14 protein-coding genes and 1 tRNA gene are annotated in these 17,993 nt (G+C 73.0%); 7 read left to right on the top strand and 8 right to left on the bottom strand.

The features are described from left to right. Positions 1–62: 62 nt before the first annotated feature. Positions 63–1,019: a complex I NDUFA9 subunit family protein gene (locus HJG45_RS08255; RefSeq protein ID WP_171611612.1), complete on the bottom strand. Its 957-nt coding sequence runs from the start codon at positions 1,017–1,019 to the stop codon at positions 63–65. A gap of 341 nt (positions 1,020–1,360) precedes the next feature. Here HJG45_RS08255 and HJG45_RS08250 point away from each other — a divergent pair. From HJG45_RS08250 to hpf, 7 genes are all read left to right on the top strand, one after another. Continuing rightward, positions 1,361–1,447: transfer RNA gene (locus HJG45_RS08250), tRNA-Leu, on the top strand. A gap of 121 nt (positions 1,448–1,568) precedes the next feature. Next, complete coding sequence (locus tag HJG45_RS08245) at positions 1,569–2,192, top strand: ribonuclease D (RefSeq protein ID WP_368040545.1); 624 nt, start codon at positions 1,569–1,571, stop codon at positions 2,190–2,192. 195 nt (positions 2,193–2,387) lie between these two features. Further along, complete coding sequence (gene lptC, locus HJG45_RS08240) at positions 2,388–3,089, top strand: LPS export ABC transporter periplasmic protein LptC (RefSeq protein WP_368040544.1); 702 nt, start codon at positions 2,388–2,390, stop codon at positions 3,087–3,089. Beyond that, positions 3,086–4,144, top strand: a complete 1,059-nt coding sequence (locus tag HJG45_RS08235; protein ID WP_171611610.1) for an LptA/OstA family protein — start codon at positions 3,086–3,088, stop codon at positions 4,142–4,144. Before lptC ends, HJG45_RS08235 begins: the two co-directional genes overlap by 4 nt. After that, the gene (lptB, locus tag HJG45_RS08230; RefSeq protein ID WP_171611609.1) at positions 4,141–4,908 is read left to right on the top strand and encodes an LPS export ABC transporter ATP-binding protein; all 768 of its coding nucleotides are present in this window, start codon (positions 4,141–4,143) and stop codon (positions 4,906–4,908) included. The genes HJG45_RS08235 and lptB overlap by 4 nt, the downstream gene beginning before the upstream one ends. A gap of 118 nt (positions 4,909–5,026) precedes the next feature. Then, positions 5,027–6,511, top strand: a complete 1,485-nt coding sequence (gene rpoN, locus HJG45_RS08225) for an RNA polymerase factor sigma-54 (protein WP_171611608.1) — start codon at positions 5,027–5,029, stop codon at positions 6,509–6,511. Between the two features lie 120 nt (positions 6,512–6,631). Next, positions 6,632–7,258 carry a ribosome hibernation-promoting factor, HPF/YfiA family gene (hpf, locus tag HJG45_RS08220; RefSeq protein WP_171611607.1) on the top strand — a complete coding sequence of 209 codons (627 nt, stop codon included), beginning with the start codon at positions 6,632–6,634 and terminating at the stop codon, positions 7,256–7,258. Between the two features lie 169 nt (positions 7,259–7,427). On the opposite strand, the gene HJG45_RS08215 is transcribed toward hpf, so the two are convergent. From HJG45_RS08215 to HJG45_RS08185, 7 genes are all read right to left on the bottom strand, one after another. Then, a complete protein-coding gene (locus tag HJG45_RS08215) occupies positions 7,428–9,146 on the bottom strand; it encodes a bifunctional protein-serine/threonine kinase/phosphatase (RefSeq protein ID WP_254452355.1) in 1,719 nt (572 codons plus the stop codon). 88 nt (positions 9,147–9,234) lie between these two features. Next, positions 9,235–10,308 (bottom strand): uroporphyrinogen-III C-methyltransferase, encoded by a 1,074-nt coding sequence (gene cobA, locus HJG45_RS08210; protein ID WP_254452354.1) that lies wholly within the window; start codon positions 10,306–10,308, stop codon positions 9,235–9,237. A 2-nt stretch (positions 10,309–10,310) separates the two neighbouring features. Further along, on the bottom strand, positions 10,311–12,977 hold the full coding sequence (locus tag HJG45_RS08205) for a nitrate reductase (protein WP_171611605.1): 2,667 nt from the start codon (positions 12,975–12,977) through the stop codon (positions 10,311–10,313). A 10-nt stretch (positions 12,978–12,987) separates the two neighbouring features. After that, the gene (locus tag HJG45_RS08200) at positions 12,988–13,833 is read right to left on the bottom strand and encodes a formate/nitrite transporter family protein (protein WP_171611604.1); all 846 of its coding nucleotides are present in this window, start codon (positions 13,831–13,833) and stop codon (positions 12,988–12,990) included. 16 nt (positions 13,834–13,849) lie between these two features. Further along, a complete protein-coding gene (nirD, locus tag HJG45_RS08195) occupies positions 13,850–14,182 on the bottom strand; it encodes a nitrite reductase small subunit NirD (protein ID WP_171611602.1) in 333 nt (110 codons plus the stop codon). 6 nt (positions 14,183–14,188) lie between these two features. Beyond that, the gene (nirB, locus tag HJG45_RS08190; RefSeq protein ID WP_408902014.1) at positions 14,189–16,663 is read right to left on the bottom strand and encodes a nitrite reductase large subunit NirB; all 2,475 of its coding nucleotides are present in this window, start codon (positions 16,661–16,663) and stop codon (positions 14,189–14,191) included. Positions 16,664–16,685: 22 nt separating this feature from the next. Further along, positions 16,686–17,897, bottom strand: coding sequence for a nitrate/nitrite transporter (locus tag HJG45_RS08185; RefSeq protein WP_368040543.1), 1,212 nt, complete (start codon positions 17,895–17,897; stop codon positions 16,686–16,688). Between the last annotated feature and the right edge of the window lie 96 nt (positions 17,898–17,993).

Raw genomic sequence — 17,993 nt, 5'->3', positions numbered from 1 at the left:
ACCCCTTTCCCGACTCTGAACAGTCGCGCATGTCGATCGGATAATGGTCCGATTCGGACCTATCACCCCGCCAGGACCGGCCGCCGCCCGCCGCCGGGCCGGAACCGCGCGAGATAGCCGGGCACCACCGCCTCCACCGATTTCGGCGCGATGCCGAGTTCCATCAGCCCCGGCGCCTCGCCGGAAGCCACATTGTCCCGCGCCAGCATGAGCAGCTGGTCGCGGGTCAGCGGCGGGTTGGGCAGCATCTCGCCGAGCCGCGCCTGCAGCCGCGCCAGCCCCTCCGGCACGTCCCACATGCGGCGGCGATGCCCCGTGGCGTCGAGGATGAAGCGCAGCACCTCGCGGAAGCGCATCACCCGCGGCCCGCCGAGCTCATAGGTGCGGCCCGCCGCATCCTCCCGCGCCGCCGCGACCACCGCCTCCGCCACGTCGCCGACATAGACCGGCTGCAGCCGCGTCTCGCCGGCGACCACCGGCATCACCGGCAACAGCCGCGCCATGCCGGCGAAGCGGTTGAAGAACTGGTCCTCCGGCCCGAACAGGATCGAGGGCCGCAGGATCACCGCCTGCGGGAAGGCCGCGCGCACCGCCGCCTCCCCCTCCCCCTTGCTGCGTCCATAGGCCGAGGGGCTCGCCGGATCAGCGCCGATCGCCGAGACATGCACCAGCCGCTCCGCCCCCGCCTCGGCGGCGAGGCGCGCGACGGTGCCGGCGCCCTCGGCCTGCAGCCGGCGGAAATCCCCGGCATGCCGCTCGTGCAGGATGCCGACCAGGTTCACCACCAGATCCGCCGCCGCGACGGCCCGGGCGACGGCGCCGGCATCGGCGACGCTGGCGGCGAGCGGGACGATCTGCCCGACCCGCCCCTGGGTCTGCAGGAAGCGGGCGCCGGCCGGATCGGTGACCGCGACGCGGACGACATAGCCCTCATGGGCCAGGCGCTGCACGACGTAGCGGCCGAGGAAGCCCGAGCCCCCGAAGACCGTGGCGACCTTGCGTACCGTGCTTGCGCGCATGCTGGCTGGGCTCCCCGAGATCCGCATCCGCGACGCCAATGCGTCCAGGCTGAACGCAACGCCGCCGCCTCCGTTGGTTCCGGCGCGGCGCCGCGCGTCCCGAACGCTCCGGCTCGCGCGATCCGTCGCGGTCGGCGCGGCCGCGACATGCGACCGGCGCCAGACCGTTGTGGCCCGACGATATGGCCACCCTCCGCCGCCGCCAAGCCGAGCCCGGGCCGCCGCTTCCGCCGCCGTTCTCATCCCCGGTTTCATCGCCGGAGCCGCTTGACGCTGCCCCGGCTGCGGCTCTATGTCCGCGCTCCCGGCGGGCAGACAACCCCGTCGGCTCCGCACCCTGTGCCCAGGTGGTGGAATTGGTAGACGCGCTGGCTTCAGGTGCCAGTGACCGCAAGGTCGTGAAGGTTCGAGTCCTTTCCTGGGCACCACTTCCCTCGGCGGGCTGCCGCCCGCGGCGCGGAAGCCCCCGCCGGCGGCCCTGCTGAACCTCGCTCGGGCCTCGTGCGCATCACCCTCTTCTCGCGCGGCGCCCCCACAGGGAATCCCGCCGTGATCCAGCTGCACCGGCACGACCTGCCCGATGGCCTCGGCTTCGGCCCGGTGGTGGCGATCGATACCGAGACGATGGGCCTCAACCCGCATCGCGACCGGCTCTGCCTGGTGCAGCTCTCCGCCGGCGACGGCGACGCGCATCTGGTGCAGATCATCCCGCCCGCCATGGGCGGCCGCGGCGCCGATTGCCCGAACCTGAAGCGCCTGCTGGCCGATCCGGCGGTCACCAAGCTGTTCCACTTCGCCCGCTTCGACTGCGCCGCGCTGCAGCAGCATCTCGGCGTCACCGTGGCGCCGGTGATCTGCACCAAGGTCGCGGCCAAGCTGGTCCGCACCTTCACCGACCGGCACGGGCTGAAGGATCTCTGCAAGGAGCTGCTCGGGGTCGAGATCTCCAAGCAGCAGCAGAGCTCGGACTGGGGCGCGCCGGAGCTGAGCGCCGAGCAGCTCGCCTATGCCGCCTCGGACGTGCTGCACCTGCACGCCCTCTGGGCCCGGCTGGAGGGGCTGCTGCGGCGCGAGGGGCGGCTGGAGCTGGCCGAGGCCTGCTTCCGCTTCCTCCCCACGCGCGGCGCGCTCGACCTCCTCGGCTACGACGAGCCCGACATCTTCGCCCACTGACGCCGCGCGCCGGCGCCGCGTCTGGCCGGAAGGCCTTGGCATGATTCTTGTTCGATACGGGGACGGCTCATTGACCCCCGCCACGCCACGCCCCATACATCCGGGCGTGACCCCGACGCCTCGCGCTCTCTTGCCGATCCGTGACCATCGCGCCGGACGTCGCATCCGGCGGGCGATGTCGCGCGAGTTGGGGTCGTGCCGCCGGTGATCCAGGACCAGGCCCCGCCGGCGGAGGCCGCGGCCCCGCGCCCGTCCGCCTCGCCGCGGCACATTCCCTCGCCGACGCGCCTGCGCCGGGCGCCGACGGTCGGGCAGATGGCCCGCCGCCGCTTCCTCGTCGCCTGGACCAAGCGGCTGCTGCCCCTGCTCGCCCTCGGCCTGCTCGCCGCCGTCGCCTTCTGGCCGGAGATCGAGGGCACCGAGGACCGCGCCCGCGTCTCCTTCCGCCGCACCATGCAGCCGCGCGCCGAGGCGCTGCGCGTGGTCAATCCGCGCTACCAGGGAATCGACGAGCTGAACCGCCCCTTCACCCTCACCGCCCGCATCGGCCAACAGGAGGGCTCGGACGAGATCCTCAACCTCGAGGAGCCGAAGGGCGACATCGTCATGGGCGACGGCGCCTGGATCTACCTCCAGGCCCGCACCGGCCGCTACGACAAGCCGGCCGGACGGCTCGACCTCGCCGGCGACGTCACGATCTACCACGACGACGGCACCATGCTGCTGACCGAGCGGGCGACGGTGATGCTGGATCAGGGCAACGCCAGCGGCGACGCCCCGGTGGCGGCGCAGGGCAGCTTCGGCACCCTGACCTCGGAGGGGTTCGAGCTGACCGATCGCGGCGCGGTGGTCGTTTTCACCGGCCATGCGCATGCGGTGCTGGAGGGCGGACGGTGAGCCGGCGCACCCGCATCCCCGGCCGGCCGTCCCGCGCCTGGGCGGCCGCCGCCCTGCTCCTCCTGCTCGCCGGGCCGGCCGTGGCCCAGGGCATCGACCTCTCCCAGGGCGGGCCGGTCGACGTCACCGCCGATGACGGCATCGAGTGGCGCCAGGGCGAGCAGGTGGTGATCGCCCGCGGCAATGCCCGCGCCATCCGCGGCGGCGTCACGGTCAATGCCGACCGGCTGCTGGCCCGCTATCGCCCCTCGGCCAGCGGGGTGGGGGCCAGCGGGGCGGGAGCCAGCGGGGCGGGGGGCGCCGCGGCGCCGGCCACCACCGCGAGCACCGCCGATCCGATGGCGCCCGGCGGCAGCAACGACATCTGGCGGCTGGAAGCGGAGGGGCATGTCGTCATCCGCACCGCGACCGATACCGCCCGCGGCGACCGCGCGGTCTATGATGTCGACCAGGCGGTGCTGGTGCTGACCGGCCGCGACCTCTCGCTGACCACCCAGACCCAGGTGATCACCGCGCGCGACAGCCTGGAATACTGGTCGCAGAAGCGCATGGCCGTCGCCCGCGGCAGCGCGGTGGTGGTCGAGCCGGCGGAGAACCGCCGCATCGCCGCCGACACCCTCGTCGCCTATTTCCTCGAGGGCGCCGGGGAGGGCAACGCGCCGCCGCCGCCCAAGCCGGCCCTCGCCCCCGGCGAGAAGGAGGCGCCCGGCGCCGGTCGCATGGACCGGGTCGAGGCCTATGGCAATGTCGAGATCCGCACCGCGACCGAGGTGGTCCGCGGCGATCGCGGCGTCTACAGCGCCCAGACGGGGATGGCGCGCCTGCTCGGCGATGTCCGCATCACCCGCGGCGAGAACCAGGTGAATGGCCGGGAGGCGATCGTGAACATGCGCACCGGCGTCGCCCGGCTGGTCTCCTCACCGGGCGCCCGGGTGCAGGGGCTGATCGTGCCGAACCAGAAGGACCAGGAGGCCGCCCAGCCGAAGCAGCCCGGGGCCCAATCGGGGGGCCAAGCGGGAAGCCAGCAGCAGCCGGGCGCGAGGATCGGCCGATGAACGAGGCCTCCCCGGCGCCGCTGCTGAAATCCGTCCCCGGCGAGGGCGGGCTCGCCGCCTACGGGCTTGGCAAGCGCTACCGCAAGCGCCCGGTGGTGCGGAACGTCTCGATCCATCTCCGCCGCGGCGAGGCGGTCGGGCTGCTCGGCCCCAACGGCGCCGGCAAGACCACGACCTTCTACATGATCACCGGCCTGGTGCAGCCCGATGAAGGGCAGGTGGTGATGGACGGGCATGACGTGACCAACCTGCCCATGTACCGCCGCGCCCGGCTCGGCCTCGGCTACCTGCCGCAGGAGGCCTCGATCTTCCGCGGCCTCTCGGTCGAGGACAACATCCGCGCCGCGCTCGAGGTGGTGGAGCCGGTGCGCGACCGGCGGGAGCAGATGCTGGACGCGCTGCTGGCCGAGTTCGGCATCGCGCATCTGCGCCGCGCCCCGGCGCTGGCCCTCTCGGGCGGCGAGCGGCGGCGCTGCGAGATCGCCCGGGCGCTCGCCACTCACCCTTCCTACATCCTTCTCGACGAACCTCTGGCCGGCATCGACCCGATCGCGGTGGGCGAGATCCGCGACCTGGTGAAGCATCTGAAGGACCGCGGCATCGGCGTGCTGATCACCGACCACAATGTGCGCGAGACGCTCGAGATCATCGACCGCGCCTATATCCTGCACGACGGCCAGGTGCTGATGGAGGGCGCGCCGCGCGACATCGTGGCGCATGAGGGCGTCCGCCGGGTCTACCTCGGCGAGAGATTTAGCCTGTGACGCCAGGGAGCGGCGCCGGAGGCGCCCACACCGCCCGGTGCGAAGGGTTGGACGGGACCCCGTCGCAGCCTTGCTGCGACGGGAACCCGGTGTGGCGGCTTCGCACCGGGCGGCATATATGAGCCTGGCGCCGCGGCTCGATCTGCGGCAGTCGCAGTCGCTGGTGATGACGCCGCAGCTGCGGCAGGCGATCAAGCTGCTGCAGTCGAGCAATCTCGAGGTCACCGCCTTCGTCGAGGAGGAGCTGGAGCGCAACCCGCTGCTCGAGCGCGACGAGCGGCCGCTGCCTGGGCCGGATGACGGCCACCGCGTCGATCCCCTGCCGCCCGCGCCGGAAGCGCCGGACGCGCATGCCGCCGCCACCTCCGACGCCCTGCCGCAGGAACAGGCCGGCCCGCTCGATGCCGAGTGGGACAATGTCTACGATGCCGGGGGCGGCTACGAATCCCCCTATGGCCGCGGCGGCCGCGCCGATTTCGCCGAGGATCTCTCGGGCGTCGAGGACCTGGCCGCGACCGGCCGCAGCCTGCGCGAGCATCTCGGCGAGCAGGTGCGCCTCGCCTTCGCCGATCCCGCCGACCGGCTGATCGCGGCGCAGCTCATCGCCCTCGTCGATCCCGCGGGGCGGCTCGCGGTCGAGGATGCGGCGATCGCCGCCGCGCTCGGCTGCGAGACCGGCCGGGTCGCCGCGGTGCGGGCGCGGATGCTGCGCTTCGAGCCGGTCGGGATGTTCGCGCGCAACCTCGGGGAATGCCTCGCGGCGCAGCTCGCCGAGCAGAACCGGCTGGACCCGGCGATGCAGGCGCTGCTCGACCATCTCGAACTGCTGGCGCGGCGCGACCGCGCCGGGCTGATGCAGGTCTGCGGCGTCGATGCCGAGGACCTGGCCGAGATGATCGCCGAGATCCGGCGGCTCGACCCCAAGCCGGGCGCGAGCTTCGACGCGCCGCCGGCGCCGGCCGTGGTGCCGGACGTGCTGATGCGCCGCGCTGAGGATGGCGGCTGGATCCTGGAGCTGAACCCGGAGACGCTGCCGCGCGTGCTGGTCAATCGCGGCTTCTACGCCCGCTGCCAGGTCTCGGCCCGCAGCAAGGACGACCGTGTCTTCCTCGCCGAGCGGCTGCAGAGCGCCAACTGGCTGCTGAAGAGCCTGGAGCAGCGGGCCAACACCATCATCAAGGTGGCGCAGGAGATCGTCCGCCGCCAGGACGCCTTCTTCCGCCACGGCGTCGAGCATCTCCGCCCACTCATCCTCCGCGACATCGCCGAGGAGGTGCAGATGCACGAGAGCACGGTCAGCCGCGTCACCGCCAACAAGTACATCGCCACGCCGCGCGGCACCTTCGAGCTGAAGTATTTCTTCACCACCGCCATCGCCGGCACCCATGGCGGCGAGCAGCACAGCGCCGAGGCGGTGCGCTGGCGGATCCGCGCCATGATCGCGGCGGAAGATCCGGAGTCAGTCCTTTCGGATGATGCGATCGTGGAGAAATTGCGCCAGGAAGGCGTAGACATCGCCCGCCGAACCGTGGCCAAATACCGCGAAGCGCTGCGCATCCCCTCATCCGTGCAGCGCAAGAGGGAGAAGGCCGTCCCGGCCTGATCCGGCCTTCCGGTCGCGCTCGCGTTGCGGCCGGGCGGCATGCGGGCATGGTGCGGCAGGCCGCGCCGTCGCAAGCCCCGCCGGGCGGTCCTCCTCGTCGGGAAAGGAGGAACAACCCGCATGCACATCACCGTCGCCGGCAAGCAGGTCGAGACCGGGGAGGCGTTGCAGACGCATGTCCGGGAAGGCCTGTCCGTCATCGCGCGCAAGTATTTCGACCATGCGCTCGAGGCGAACGTGACCTTCCGGCGGGATGCGAGCAGGAGCAAGCAGGGCGTCTTCTTCACCTGTGACATCAACCTCAAGGCCGGGCGCAACCTGTTCATGCGGGGTGAGGGTGAGGGGCCGGATGCGCACCGGGCCTTCGAGGTGGCGGCCGAGCATGTCGCCAAGCGCCTGCGCCGCTACCGCCGCCGGGTGAACGACCATGCCCGCAGCCTGGCCGAGACGCGGCTGAACGAGGCCGAGACGGCGACGCAATACGTGCTGCAGCCGGAGGACGGGGAGGAGGCCGAGGAGGGCGCCGCCGCCGCGCCCGAGGCCACAGCCGGCAACGGCCTCGACCATGGCGCCATCGTCGCCGAGCAGGTGACGGAGATCGCCCGCCTCTCGGTGAGCGAGGCGGTGATGCGGCTCGACCTCACGCAGCAGACGGTGCTGATGTTCCGCAACAGCCGCTCGGGCGCGCTGAACGTGGTCTATCGCCGCCAGGATGGCTGCGTCGGCTGGATCGACGCGCCGGCCTAGGCAGTTCCCCGCAACGGACCCGAGGGACGTCACAGCCTGCCGCGGCGAAGCCGCGGCAGGGCAACGGGACGCGGCTGTTCCGATGGGCGCCTCGATGCCCTGCCCGCGCTCGTCCTGCCAGGCCTGGAGCAGATCCCGTTCGAGTGGAAACACTCGAACGGCAAATGCTTTAGCGCAGGTGCGGCCCCGCCCAGCAGAGCAGCAGCAGCGCGGCCAGGATCGCCGAGACCACGCGCCAGAACAGCAGCGGATCGCGGTCGTGCAGCGAGCGCGGGCGCGGCCGCACCGGGGCGCCGCCGGCCATCCCGCGCTCGAGCGCGAAGAGCAGCTCCACCGCATCGCCGAAGCGCTCCTCCGGCGCCACGGCGACGGCGCGGGCCAGCACCTGGTCGAGCCAGGCCGGCAGGTCGGGCCGTCGCCCGAGCAGCGAGGCCGGCGCGCCGAAGCGTGGGCGCGAGAAGGGCTCGACCTCGCCATGGGGATAGGCCCCGGCGAAGAGCCGCCAGAGCGTGACGCCGAGCGCATAGAGGTCGGAACGCTCGTCGCCCGGCCCCTCGCCGGCCAGCAGCTCGGGCGCCATGAAGCTCGGCGTGCCGGGGATGTCGGCCGGGGCGAACTCCTCCATCTGCGGCAGCCGGGCGACGCCGAGATCGATCAGCCGCAACCCGCCATCCGGCTGCAGCAGCACGTTGTCCGGCTTGATGTCGCGATGGACAACGCCGGCGCGGTGCAGCGCCGCCACCGCCTTGCACAGCGTCGCGGCGATGCCGATCCCCTGCTCCAGCCCGATCGGCGGCCCGCGCAGGATGCGGCGCTCCAGCGTCTCGCCGCCATAGAAGGGCATGACGGCATAGAGGCAGGTGGCGCGGCCGGGCGGCGGCTCCAGCACCTCGCCGAGGAAGGGGCTGCGCACCCGCGCGGCGATCCAGCCCTCGCGCAGATAGGCCTGGCGGAAGCTGGCCTCGGCGGCGGTGCCGGGCTTGGGGAATTTCAGCACCACCGCCCGCCCGTCCGGCGCCAGCCCGTCGCGGCCGCGGAAGACGCGGCTGTAGCGGCTGTCGGCCAGCATCGCCTCCAGCGCATAGCCATCCACCACCGCGCCGGGCTTCGGGGGCGGCAGGATCGGCCGGGCATCGATCGCCGCCTCCAGATCGGCCCGGTCGGGCGCCGGCAGGTCGAGCAGGTCGAGGAGGAGGGCGGTGGCGTTGTCGCCGAGCGGCGTGGCGAGGGCCGCCGCGACCAGCCGCCGCGCCGTCTCCTCCGGCGCCGCGCGGCGGCCCAGCTCGGCGGCGATCGCCGCTTCCGGCAGCGCGCCATGCACGCCATCCGAGCAGAGCAGGTAGCGGTCGTGCGGCCGCGCCTCCGCCTCGGCATGGTCGACGCGCACGCTCTCCTCCGTCCCCAGGGCGCGGGTGAGGACGTTGCCGGCGCGCTGCAGATGGTCGGTGGTCAGCCGGGTGAGCTGGCCGTCGCGGAAGCGATAGGCCCGGCTGTCGCCGAGATGCAGCACATGCATCCGCCGCCCGCGCAGCACCAGCGCCGTCAGGGTGCAACCCATGCCGGCGAGGGCGGCATCGGCGCGGCCCTGGGCGTGCAGCCAGCCGTTCAGCGCCTCGATGGCGCGGCCGGCGGTCCGGCGGACGCCGCGCGCCTCGCTCTGGCCGAGCATGCCGTCGATCAGCCCGCGCACCGCCGTCTCGGCCGCGACGCGCCCGCCCCGGGCGCCGCCGACGCCATCCGCCAGCGCGGCGATCGCGCCCTTGCCGGCGCCGAGGCCGGGCTCGCCCAGCCAGGCGGCGGCGTAATCCTCGTTCGCCGGCCGGGCGCCGCGCTCGGAGCAGAGGCCGAGGCGGAGGTCGAGGCGGCGGCGCGGCAGCGGGGGAGGCAATGGAGGAGGGAAAGCCGGGGCGCTGCCCCGGGCCCCGCGAAGGGGGCGAGGCCCCCCTTCGAGACCGCCCGTCATCGTGGGGTTCGGCTCAGGCGGCGCGGCGCGCGGCCTCGCCGCGCTCATCCGCCAGCGCCACCACCTCGCCGATCAGGGTGAGGGTCGGGCCCTCCACCGCCGCCTCCGCCACCGCGCCGGCGATGTCCGCCAGCGTCCGGCGGATGCGGCGCTCGCCCGGCAGGGTGGCGTTCTCCACCGCGATGGCGGGCGTCGCCGGCGACATGCCGGCAGCGAGCAGCGCCTCGGCGACGCGCGGCAGGGTGCGGGCGCCCATATAGACGGCGAGCGTGCCGCCGGCCACGGCCAGGGCCCGCCAGTCATGCTGCGGCAGGCCCTCCGCGTCGCGGCCATGCGCGGTGATGAGGTGCAGGCTGCGGGACAGGCCGCGATGCGTCAGCGGCATGCCGAGCCGCGCCGCCGTCGCCAGCGCCGCGGTGATGCCGGGCACCACCTCCACCCTGGCCCCGGCCTCGCGCAGCGCCTCCAGCTCCTCGCCGCCGCGGCCGAAGATGAAGGGATCGCCGCCCTTCAGCCGCACGACATGGCCGCCGCGCCGCACCTCGGCGACCAGCAGGCGGTTGATCGCCGCCTGGCTCATGGCATGCCGGCCGCAGCGCTTGCCGACATCGATCCGCCGCGCCCGGGCCGGCGCCAGGTCGAGCAGCCGCGGATCGATCAGCTTGTCGTAGAGCACGACATCCGCCGTCTCCAGGGCGCGGACGGCCTTCACCGTCAGCAGCGCCGGGTCGCCCGGCCCGGCGCCGACCAGGCTGGCCCGGCCATGATGGGCCCGGGGCGGCGCCGCGACGGCATTGACCAGCACGCCGGCCGCGCGCGCCATCGCCGCCACCGCCTCGCCCGCTGCCCCTTCCAGCGCGACGACGCAGAGCCGCACGCCGGCCAGATCCGCCGGCAGGACGGCGCGGCGGTGCAGCGTGAGCCGCCCCGCCTCGGCCAGCGCCGCCAGCGCCGGCGCCGGTGCCGGATCGACCACGCGCAGCCGGGCGCCGGCGGCGAGCAGCGCCTCGGCCTGCTCCGCCGCGCCGCCGGCCAGCAGCACCGGCGTCTCCGTCAGGTCGAGGGTCACGGTGAATGTGCCGGCCATTGTCAGGCTGCCGCCTCCGTCTCGTTCTGGGCCTCGCGCAGCAGCGCCCGGATCTCGGGCAGGCAGGACCCGCAATTGGTGCCCGCGCCGAGTGCCGCCCCCACCGCATCGGCGGTGGTGAGGCGACGGTCGAGGATGCAGGCCCGCAGCGTCTCGATGCCAACGCCGAAGCAGGCGCAGATATTGCGCTCCGCGGGCCGCGCCGCCAGGGCCTGGCCGGCGAGCAGGCCGGGCCGTGCCCCTTCCGCCACCAGCCCCTGCAGCAGCGCCGCCAGCGCAGCGCCCGAGGGCAGGCTGGCGCGGCTGCCCTCGCGCATCAGGAACAGGCAGGCCTCCACCCGCCCCTCGACCAGCGCCGCGAAGCGCCAGATGCCGCGGCCGGGATCGGCCAGATGCACCTGCTCCGCCCCGGCGGGGGCCGCCAGCAGCGCCTCGACCAACGGCGCGAGCTCGGCCGGCAACGGCGCCGCGCCGGTGAGCTCGAGGACATGGCCCTGGACCACCGGCACCCGCGACCAGTGCAGGCCCGGCGCCTCCGGCCGCAGGGCCCGGCGATGCAGCAGCAGCCCGCGCCAATGCACCGGCAGCGGCTCGGCCCGCACCGGCGTCGCCTTCAGCTCGGGCTGGCCGGAGACCGGATCGGTCGCCGCTCCCACCAGCCGGTCCACCGGGCCGGAGGAGGTGAAGTCATCCGTCCAGTGCATCGGCACGAAGACCTCGCCCGGGCGCTGGCCCGGCTCGATGGCGACGCGCAGCACCGTCTCGCCATGCGGCGAGGCGAGGCGGACCAGCCCGCCCGGTTCCAGGCCCAGCCGCGCGGCATCGCCGGGGGCGAAGCCGGCCGCCGGCACCGGGCTGTGCTCGGCGAGGCGCGGCACCTGCCCGGTGCGGGTCATGGTGTGCCACTGGTCGCGCAGCCTTCCGGTGTTGAGCAGCAGCGGGAAGGCGGCGTCCGGCGCGGCGGCGAGGCCGCGGAAGGGCGTGGCGACGAAGCGGGCGCGGCCATCCGGCGTCGGGAAGCCGCCCTCTGCGAAGAGCCGGCTGCCCTCCTCCCCTGCCCCGGCCGGCAGCGGCCAGCGGAAGGGCGTCATCGCCTCGTAGCCGGCCTCGTCCAGCCCCGCCATGGCCGAGATGTCGAAGCAGCGGCTGCCGGCATTCCCGAAGCCGGAGAGGGCGGCATGCTCGCGGAAGATGGCGGCCGGCCCGTCCCAGGCGAAGGCCGCCGCCCAGCCGAGCCGGCGGCCGGTCTCGGCCAGCATCCACCAATCCGGCCGCGCCTCGCCCGGCGGCGCGCGGAAGGGGCGCTGGCGGGAGATGCGGCGCTCGGAATTGGTCACCGTGCCGCTCTTCTCGCCCCAGGCGGCGGCCGGCAGCACCACATGGGCGAGGCGGGTGGTGTCGGTCTCCCAGCAATCGGAGACCACGACGAAGGGGCAGGCCGCCAGCGCCTCCCGCACCAGCCCGGCGCGGGGCAGGCTGTCGGCCGGGTTGGTGGCCATGATCCAGAGCGCCTTCACCCGCCCCTCGCGCACCGCCTCGAACAGCTCGACCGCCTTCAGCCCCGGCCGGGTGGCGAGGTTGGGCGCGCCCCAGAAGCGGCGCACGAGGTCCTGCGCGCCCGGCATGTCGAAGCGCATATGCGCGGCGAGCTGGTTGGCGAGGCCACCCACCTCGCGCCCGCCCATGGCATTGGGCTGGCCGGTGACGCTGAAGGGCCCCATGCCGGGCCGGCCGATGCGGCCGGTCGCCAGGTGGCAGTTGAGGATGGCGTTGACCTTGTCCGTCCCCGCCGCGGACTGGTTCACCCCCTGGCTGTAGACGGTGACGCTGCGCTCGGTCGCGGCGAAGAGGGCGTAGAAGCGGCGGATCTCCGCCTCGGCGAGGCCGGTGAGGGCGGCGACGCGCGGCAGGCTCGGCGCCGTCTCCCGCGCCGCGGCGAGCGCCGCCTCGAAGCCGCCCGTATGGGCGGCGATCCAACCCGCCTCCAGCGCCCCCGCCTCGGCCAGGTGCGCGAGCAGGCCGGCGAAGAGCGCGACATCCGAGCCCGGCGCCAGCGGCAGGTGCAGGTCGGCGCCGGCCGAGGTGGCGGTGCCGCGCGGGTCGATGACGACGAGCTGCGTTCCCCGCCCGGCGCGCGCCGCCTGCAGCCGGCCATGCAGCACCGGGTGGCACCAGGCGAGGTTGCTGCCGACCAGCACGACGAGATCGGCCTCCTCCAGGTCCTCGTAGATGCCCGGCACCACATCGGCGCCGAAGGCGCGGCCGTGGCCGGCGACCGAGGAGGCCATGCAGAGCCGGCTGTTGGTGTCGATGTTGCCGCTGCCGATGAAGCCCTTCATCAGCTTGTTGGCGACATAGTAGTCCTCGGTCAGGCATTGGCCGGAGACGTAGAAGGCGACCGAATCCGGCCCGTGCTCGTCGATGGTCGCGCGGAAGCGGGCGGCGACCTGATCGAGCGCCGCGTCCCAGGAAGTGCGCCCGCCGGCGACGGTTGGATGCAGCAGGCGCCCGGCCTCCGACAGCGTCTCGCCCAGCGCCGCGCCCTTGACGCAGAGCCGGCCCCGGTTCGCCGGATGCGCCGGATCGCCCTTCAGCGTGCCGTCCGGCGCCGCCAGGACGCCGCAGCCGACGCCGCAATAGGGGCAGGTGGTGCGGACGGCTTGCGTCATCGCCCGTGTCTCACTCGGCCGCGATGCCGGCATGCAGCGCCGGCGCGGGCGCCTGCCGCTTCGGCGCGGTGCGGGCATGCGTCGCGTAGAGCGTCAGGCCGACGAAGGTGATGCCGCCCACCAGATTGCCGAGGACGGTCGGCAACTCGTTCCACAACATGTAGTCGAGGAAGGTGAAGTGGCCGCCGAGCATGAGCCCCGAGGGGAAGAGGAACATGTTCACGATGGAATGCTCGAAGCCCATGTAGAAGAACACCATGATCGGCATCCACATGGCGATGACCTTGCCGGGGACGGAGGTGGACATCATCGCCGCCACCACGCCGGTCGAGACCATCCAGTTGCAGAGCACGCCGCGGATGAAGAGGGTGAGCATCCCCGCCGCGCCATGCGCGGCATAGCCGAGGGTCCGCCCCTCGCCGATGCTGCCGAGGCGCTTGCCCACCTCGTTCGGCGCCTCGGTGAAGCCGAAGGTGAAGATGATGGCCATCATCACCGCGACCATCAGCGCGCCGGCGAAGTTGCCGAAGAAGACCAGCGTCCAGTTGCGCAGCACGCCGCCGAGGGTGACGCCAGGCCGCCGGTCGAGCAGCGCCAGCGGCACCAGGGTGAAGACGCCGGTCAGTAGGTCGAAGCCCATCAGGTAGAGCAGGCAGAAGCCGACCGGGAAGAGGATGGCGCCGACCAGCGGCTGGCCGGTCTGCACCGTGACGGTGACGGCGAAGGCGGCGGCGAGCGCCAGGATGGCGCCGGCCATGAAGGCGCGGATCAGCGTGTCGCGGGTGGCCATGAAGACCTTCGCCTCGCCGGCGTCGATCATCTTGCGCGTGAAATCCTGCGGCGTGACATAGGACATGGGATCTCTCCTGGCGTCAGGCGGGAAGGGAGAGGAGGATGCGGCCATCCTCGACGCGGACCGGGATGCGCTTGACGCAGCCCATATCCGGCGCCGCGGCCTCGCCGCTCTGCAGGTCGATGACCCAGCTGTGCAGCGGACAGGTCACGGCATGGCCGTGCACGATGCCCTGGGAGAGCGGGCCGCCCTTGTGCGGGCAGCGGTCCAGGGTGGCGAAGACCGTGTCGTCCAGCGCCCGGAAGACGGCGATGTCGCCGATCCGGCTCGCCACCACGCGGGCGCCCTGGCGCGGGATGTCCACGACCTGCCCGATCTCGGTCCAGTGCCCCGTCACAACCATGCCGTCCATCGCCGCCTACTCCGCCGGAACCAGGGTCTTGAAGGGCTCGGCCACCGCGCCGCCGGCGGCGCGCTCGGCCCAGGGATCGTCCTGCATGAACTGCTGCGAGTGCAGGAATTTCGCATGCAGCGCCCGGCGGCCCTCGGCATCCTCGACGATCCGCCGCTTCACGTAACCGATGCCGACGCGCTCCACCCAGGGGGCGGTGCGCTCGAGGTAGCGCGCCTCCTCGCGGTAGAGCTGCAGGAAGGCGCCGCAATACTCCAGCACCTCCGCCTCGGTCTCGACCTTGCAGAGCTTGTCCGTCGCGCGGACATGGATGCCGCCATTGCCGCCAACCGAGAGCTCCCAGCCGCTATCGACCGCGACCACGCCGAAATCCTTGATCGTCGCCTCGGCGCAGTTCCGCGGGCAGCCGGAGACGGCGAGCTTGACCTTGTGCGGGTGCCAGGAGCCCCAGGTCATCTTCTCGAGCTGCACGCCCATCCCGGTGCTGTCCTGGGTGCCGAAGCGGCACCAGGTGGAGCCGACGCAGGTCTTCACCGTGCGCAGCCCCTTGGCATAGGCATGGCCGGAGACCATGCCGGCGGCGTTCAGGTCGCGCCAGACCGCCGGCAGGTCCTCGCGCTTCACCCCGAAGAGGTCGATGCGCTGGCCGCCGGTGACCTTCACCTCCCGCACGTTGTACTTCTCGGCGACATCGGCGATGGCGCGCAGCTCCTTGGCGCTGGTCAGCCCGCCCCACATGCGCGGCACCACGGAATAGGTGCCGTCCTTCTGGATGTTGGCGTGCATGCGCTCGTTGACGAAGCGGCTCTGCGCGTCGTCAACGTATTCGCCGGGCCATTCGCAGAGCAGGTAGAAGTTCAGCGCCGGGCGGCAGGAGCCGCAGCCCTCTGGGTTCTTCCAGTCCAGCCGGCGCATCACCTCCGGGATGGACTTGATCTCCTGCTCGCGGATCGCCTTGCGGACGACGTCATGGCCATGCGCGGTGCATTTGCACATCGGCTTCTCGCCGGCCGCCTTCTGGAACCCGTCGCCGAGCGAGAGGGCGAGCAGGCTCTCCACCTGCGGGGTGCAGGAGCCGCAGGAGGCGCTGGCCTTGGTATGGGCGCGGACGGCCTCGAGCGTCGTCAGCCCCTTCTCGGCGATGGCCCGGGTGATCGCGCCCTTGCAGACGCCGTTACAGCCGCAGATCTCGGCCGTCTCGGGCAGGGCGGCGACGGCGGCGTTCGGGTCGGGCGCCGCGGCGCCGAGCGCGGCCGTCGCGACGGTGCGGCCGAGGATGAGGGTGTCGCGCATGGCGGCGACATCCGTGCCCTCGCGCAGCATCTGGAAGTACCAGCCGCCATCGGCGACGTCGCCATACATGACGGCGCCGACGATCTTCGATTCGCGTAGCACCAGCTTGCGGTAGACGCCGCGCGCGGCATCGGCGAAGGTGATCTCCTCATCGGCCTCGTCGGCGGCGGCGAGGGCACCGGCCGAGAAGACGTCGATGCCGGTGATCTTGAGGCGGGTGGAGAGGGCCGGCGTCACATAGGCCGCCTCCTCCTCGCCGGCGAGCTGGGCGGCGCAGACCTTGGCCTGCTCCCAGATCGGCGCCACCAGGCCGAAGACCTGGCCGCGATGCTCGATGCACTCGCCGACCGCGAAGATGTCGGCATCCTCGCTGGTGCGCAGCCCGTCATCCACCACGATGCCGCGATTGACCTCGAGATCCATGGCGCGGGCGAGATCGACATTCGGCCGGATGCCGATGGCGACGACGACGAGATCGGCCTCGATCTCCCGCCCATCGGCCAGCTTCACGCCCGTCGCGCGATCCGCGCCGGTGATCTGCTCGGTCTGGCCGTTGGTGAAGAAGGCGATGCCGCGCTTGTCGAGGTCGCGCTGCAGCAGCATGCCGGCATGGGTGTCGAGCTGGCGCTCCATCAGCGTCGGCATCAGATGCACCAGGGCGACGCCCATGCCGCGGCGCTTCAGGCCCCAGGCGGCCTCGAGGCCGAGCAGCCCGCCGCCGATGACCACCGCGCGCCTGTGGTTGCGCGCCGCCTCCAGCATCAGCTCGACATCGTTGATGTCCCGGAACGCGCAGGTGCCGGGCAGGCCGAGGCCGGGGATCGGCGGCGCCAGCGGCTTGGAGCCGGTGGCGATCAGCAGCTTGTCGTAGCCGAGCCTCACGCCGGAGGCGGAGGTGACCGTCTTCAGCGCCCGGTCCACCGCCACCGCGGGGTCGCCGGCGATCAGGCGGATGCCGTTCTCGGCATACCAGTCGCGGCTGTTGATGACGATCTGCTCGAGCGTCTTCTCGCCGGCCAGCACCGAGGAGAGGGCGATGCGGTCGTAATTCGGATGCGGCTCGGCGCCGAAGACGGTGATGTCGTAGCGCTGCGGCGCGCGCTTCAGCAGCTCCTCGACCGTCCGCATGCCGGCCATGCCGTTGCCGATGACGACGAGGCGCTGACGCTGGGGGGAGATCATGTTCATGGCGAGCGTCTCCGGGCCGGGGTCAGATGCGGGCGGTGGTGGCGGCGGCGGCGCCCCAGGTGGTGCGCCAGCGGCGCTTCACGCCGGTGAGGCCGACCAGGGCGAGGGCGGCGAGGGCGGCGAAGACCAGGAAGCCGGCCTGGTAGCTGCCCGTGTACTGCTTCGAGAGACCGAGGGAGGAGGCGAGCCAGAAGCCGCCGATGCCGCCGGTCATGCCGACGAGGCCGGTCATGACGCCGATCTCGGCGCGGAAGCGCTGCGGCACGAGCTGGAAGACCGCGCCATTGCCCATACCGAGGGCCAGCATGGCGGGGACGAAGACGGCCAGCGCCAGCCAGGCGCTCGGCAGGCCGAGGCTGACGATGCCGAGCGCGATGGCGGCGACCGCGTACATGACCGAGAGCGAGCGGACGCCGCCGACGCGATCGGCCAGCGCGCCGCCGATCGGCCGCACCAGGGAGCCGGCGAAGACGCAGGCGGCGGTGAAGTAGCCGGCGATGACCGGGCTCAGCCCGTAGACGTCGTTGAAGTAGATGGTGAGCGAGGCGGCGAGGCCGACGAAGCCGCCGAAGGTGACGCTGTAGAAGACCATGAACCACCAGGCATCCGGGTTGCGAAGCACGGCGGCGTATTCGGCGAGCGACTTGGCGGCCGGGCGGTTCGGCGCATCCTTGGCCATCGCCAGATAGGCGACGAAGACGGCGACGAGCGGCAGGGCGGCGAGGCCGAGCACGGCGTTCCAGCCGAAGGCCAGGGCAAGGCCCGGCGCGAAGAGCGCGGCGAAGACGGTGCCCGAGTTGCCGGCGCCGGCGATGCCGAGCGCGGTGCCCTGATGCTCCGGCGGATACCAGCGGGAGGCGAGCGGCAGGGCCACGGCGAAGGCCGCCCCGGCGACGCCGAGGGCGAGGCCGACGAGCAGGATCTGGGCGAAGGAGGAGACGCCGAACCACCAGGCGGCGAGGAGGCCGAGGATGACGATCACCTGGCCGATGGCGCCGGTGCGCTTCGGGCCGATCCGGTCGACCAGCACGCCGTTGACCACCCGCAGCAGCGCCCCGGCCAGCACCGGCACCGCGACCATCAGCCCCTTCTGCGCCGGCGAGAGATGCAGGTCGGCGGCGATCTGCACGGCGAGCGGGCCGAGCAGCACCCAGACCATGAAGCTGACGTCGAAATAGAGGAATGCCGCGATCAGGGTCGGGAGGTGACCCGCCTGGAGGAAGCCCTTGTTCACGCTGGGTGGTCTCCGCGGACCCTGATGTCCGCGCGCGGGCCGCCTTTGGCCCGCAGGTCAGGTGCAGGAGGGCCCGTGGTCCTCCACTGCATGGCG

The sequence above is a fragment of the Roseicella sp. DB1501 genome (genome assembly GCF_013112485.1).
In the GTDB taxonomy this organism is placed as follows: domain Bacteria; phylum Pseudomonadota; class Alphaproteobacteria; order Acetobacterales; family Acetobacteraceae; genus Paracraurococcus.
Note: the sequence above shows the minus strand (reverse complement) of the source record. Positions and strands in the feature narration are given on the sequence as shown.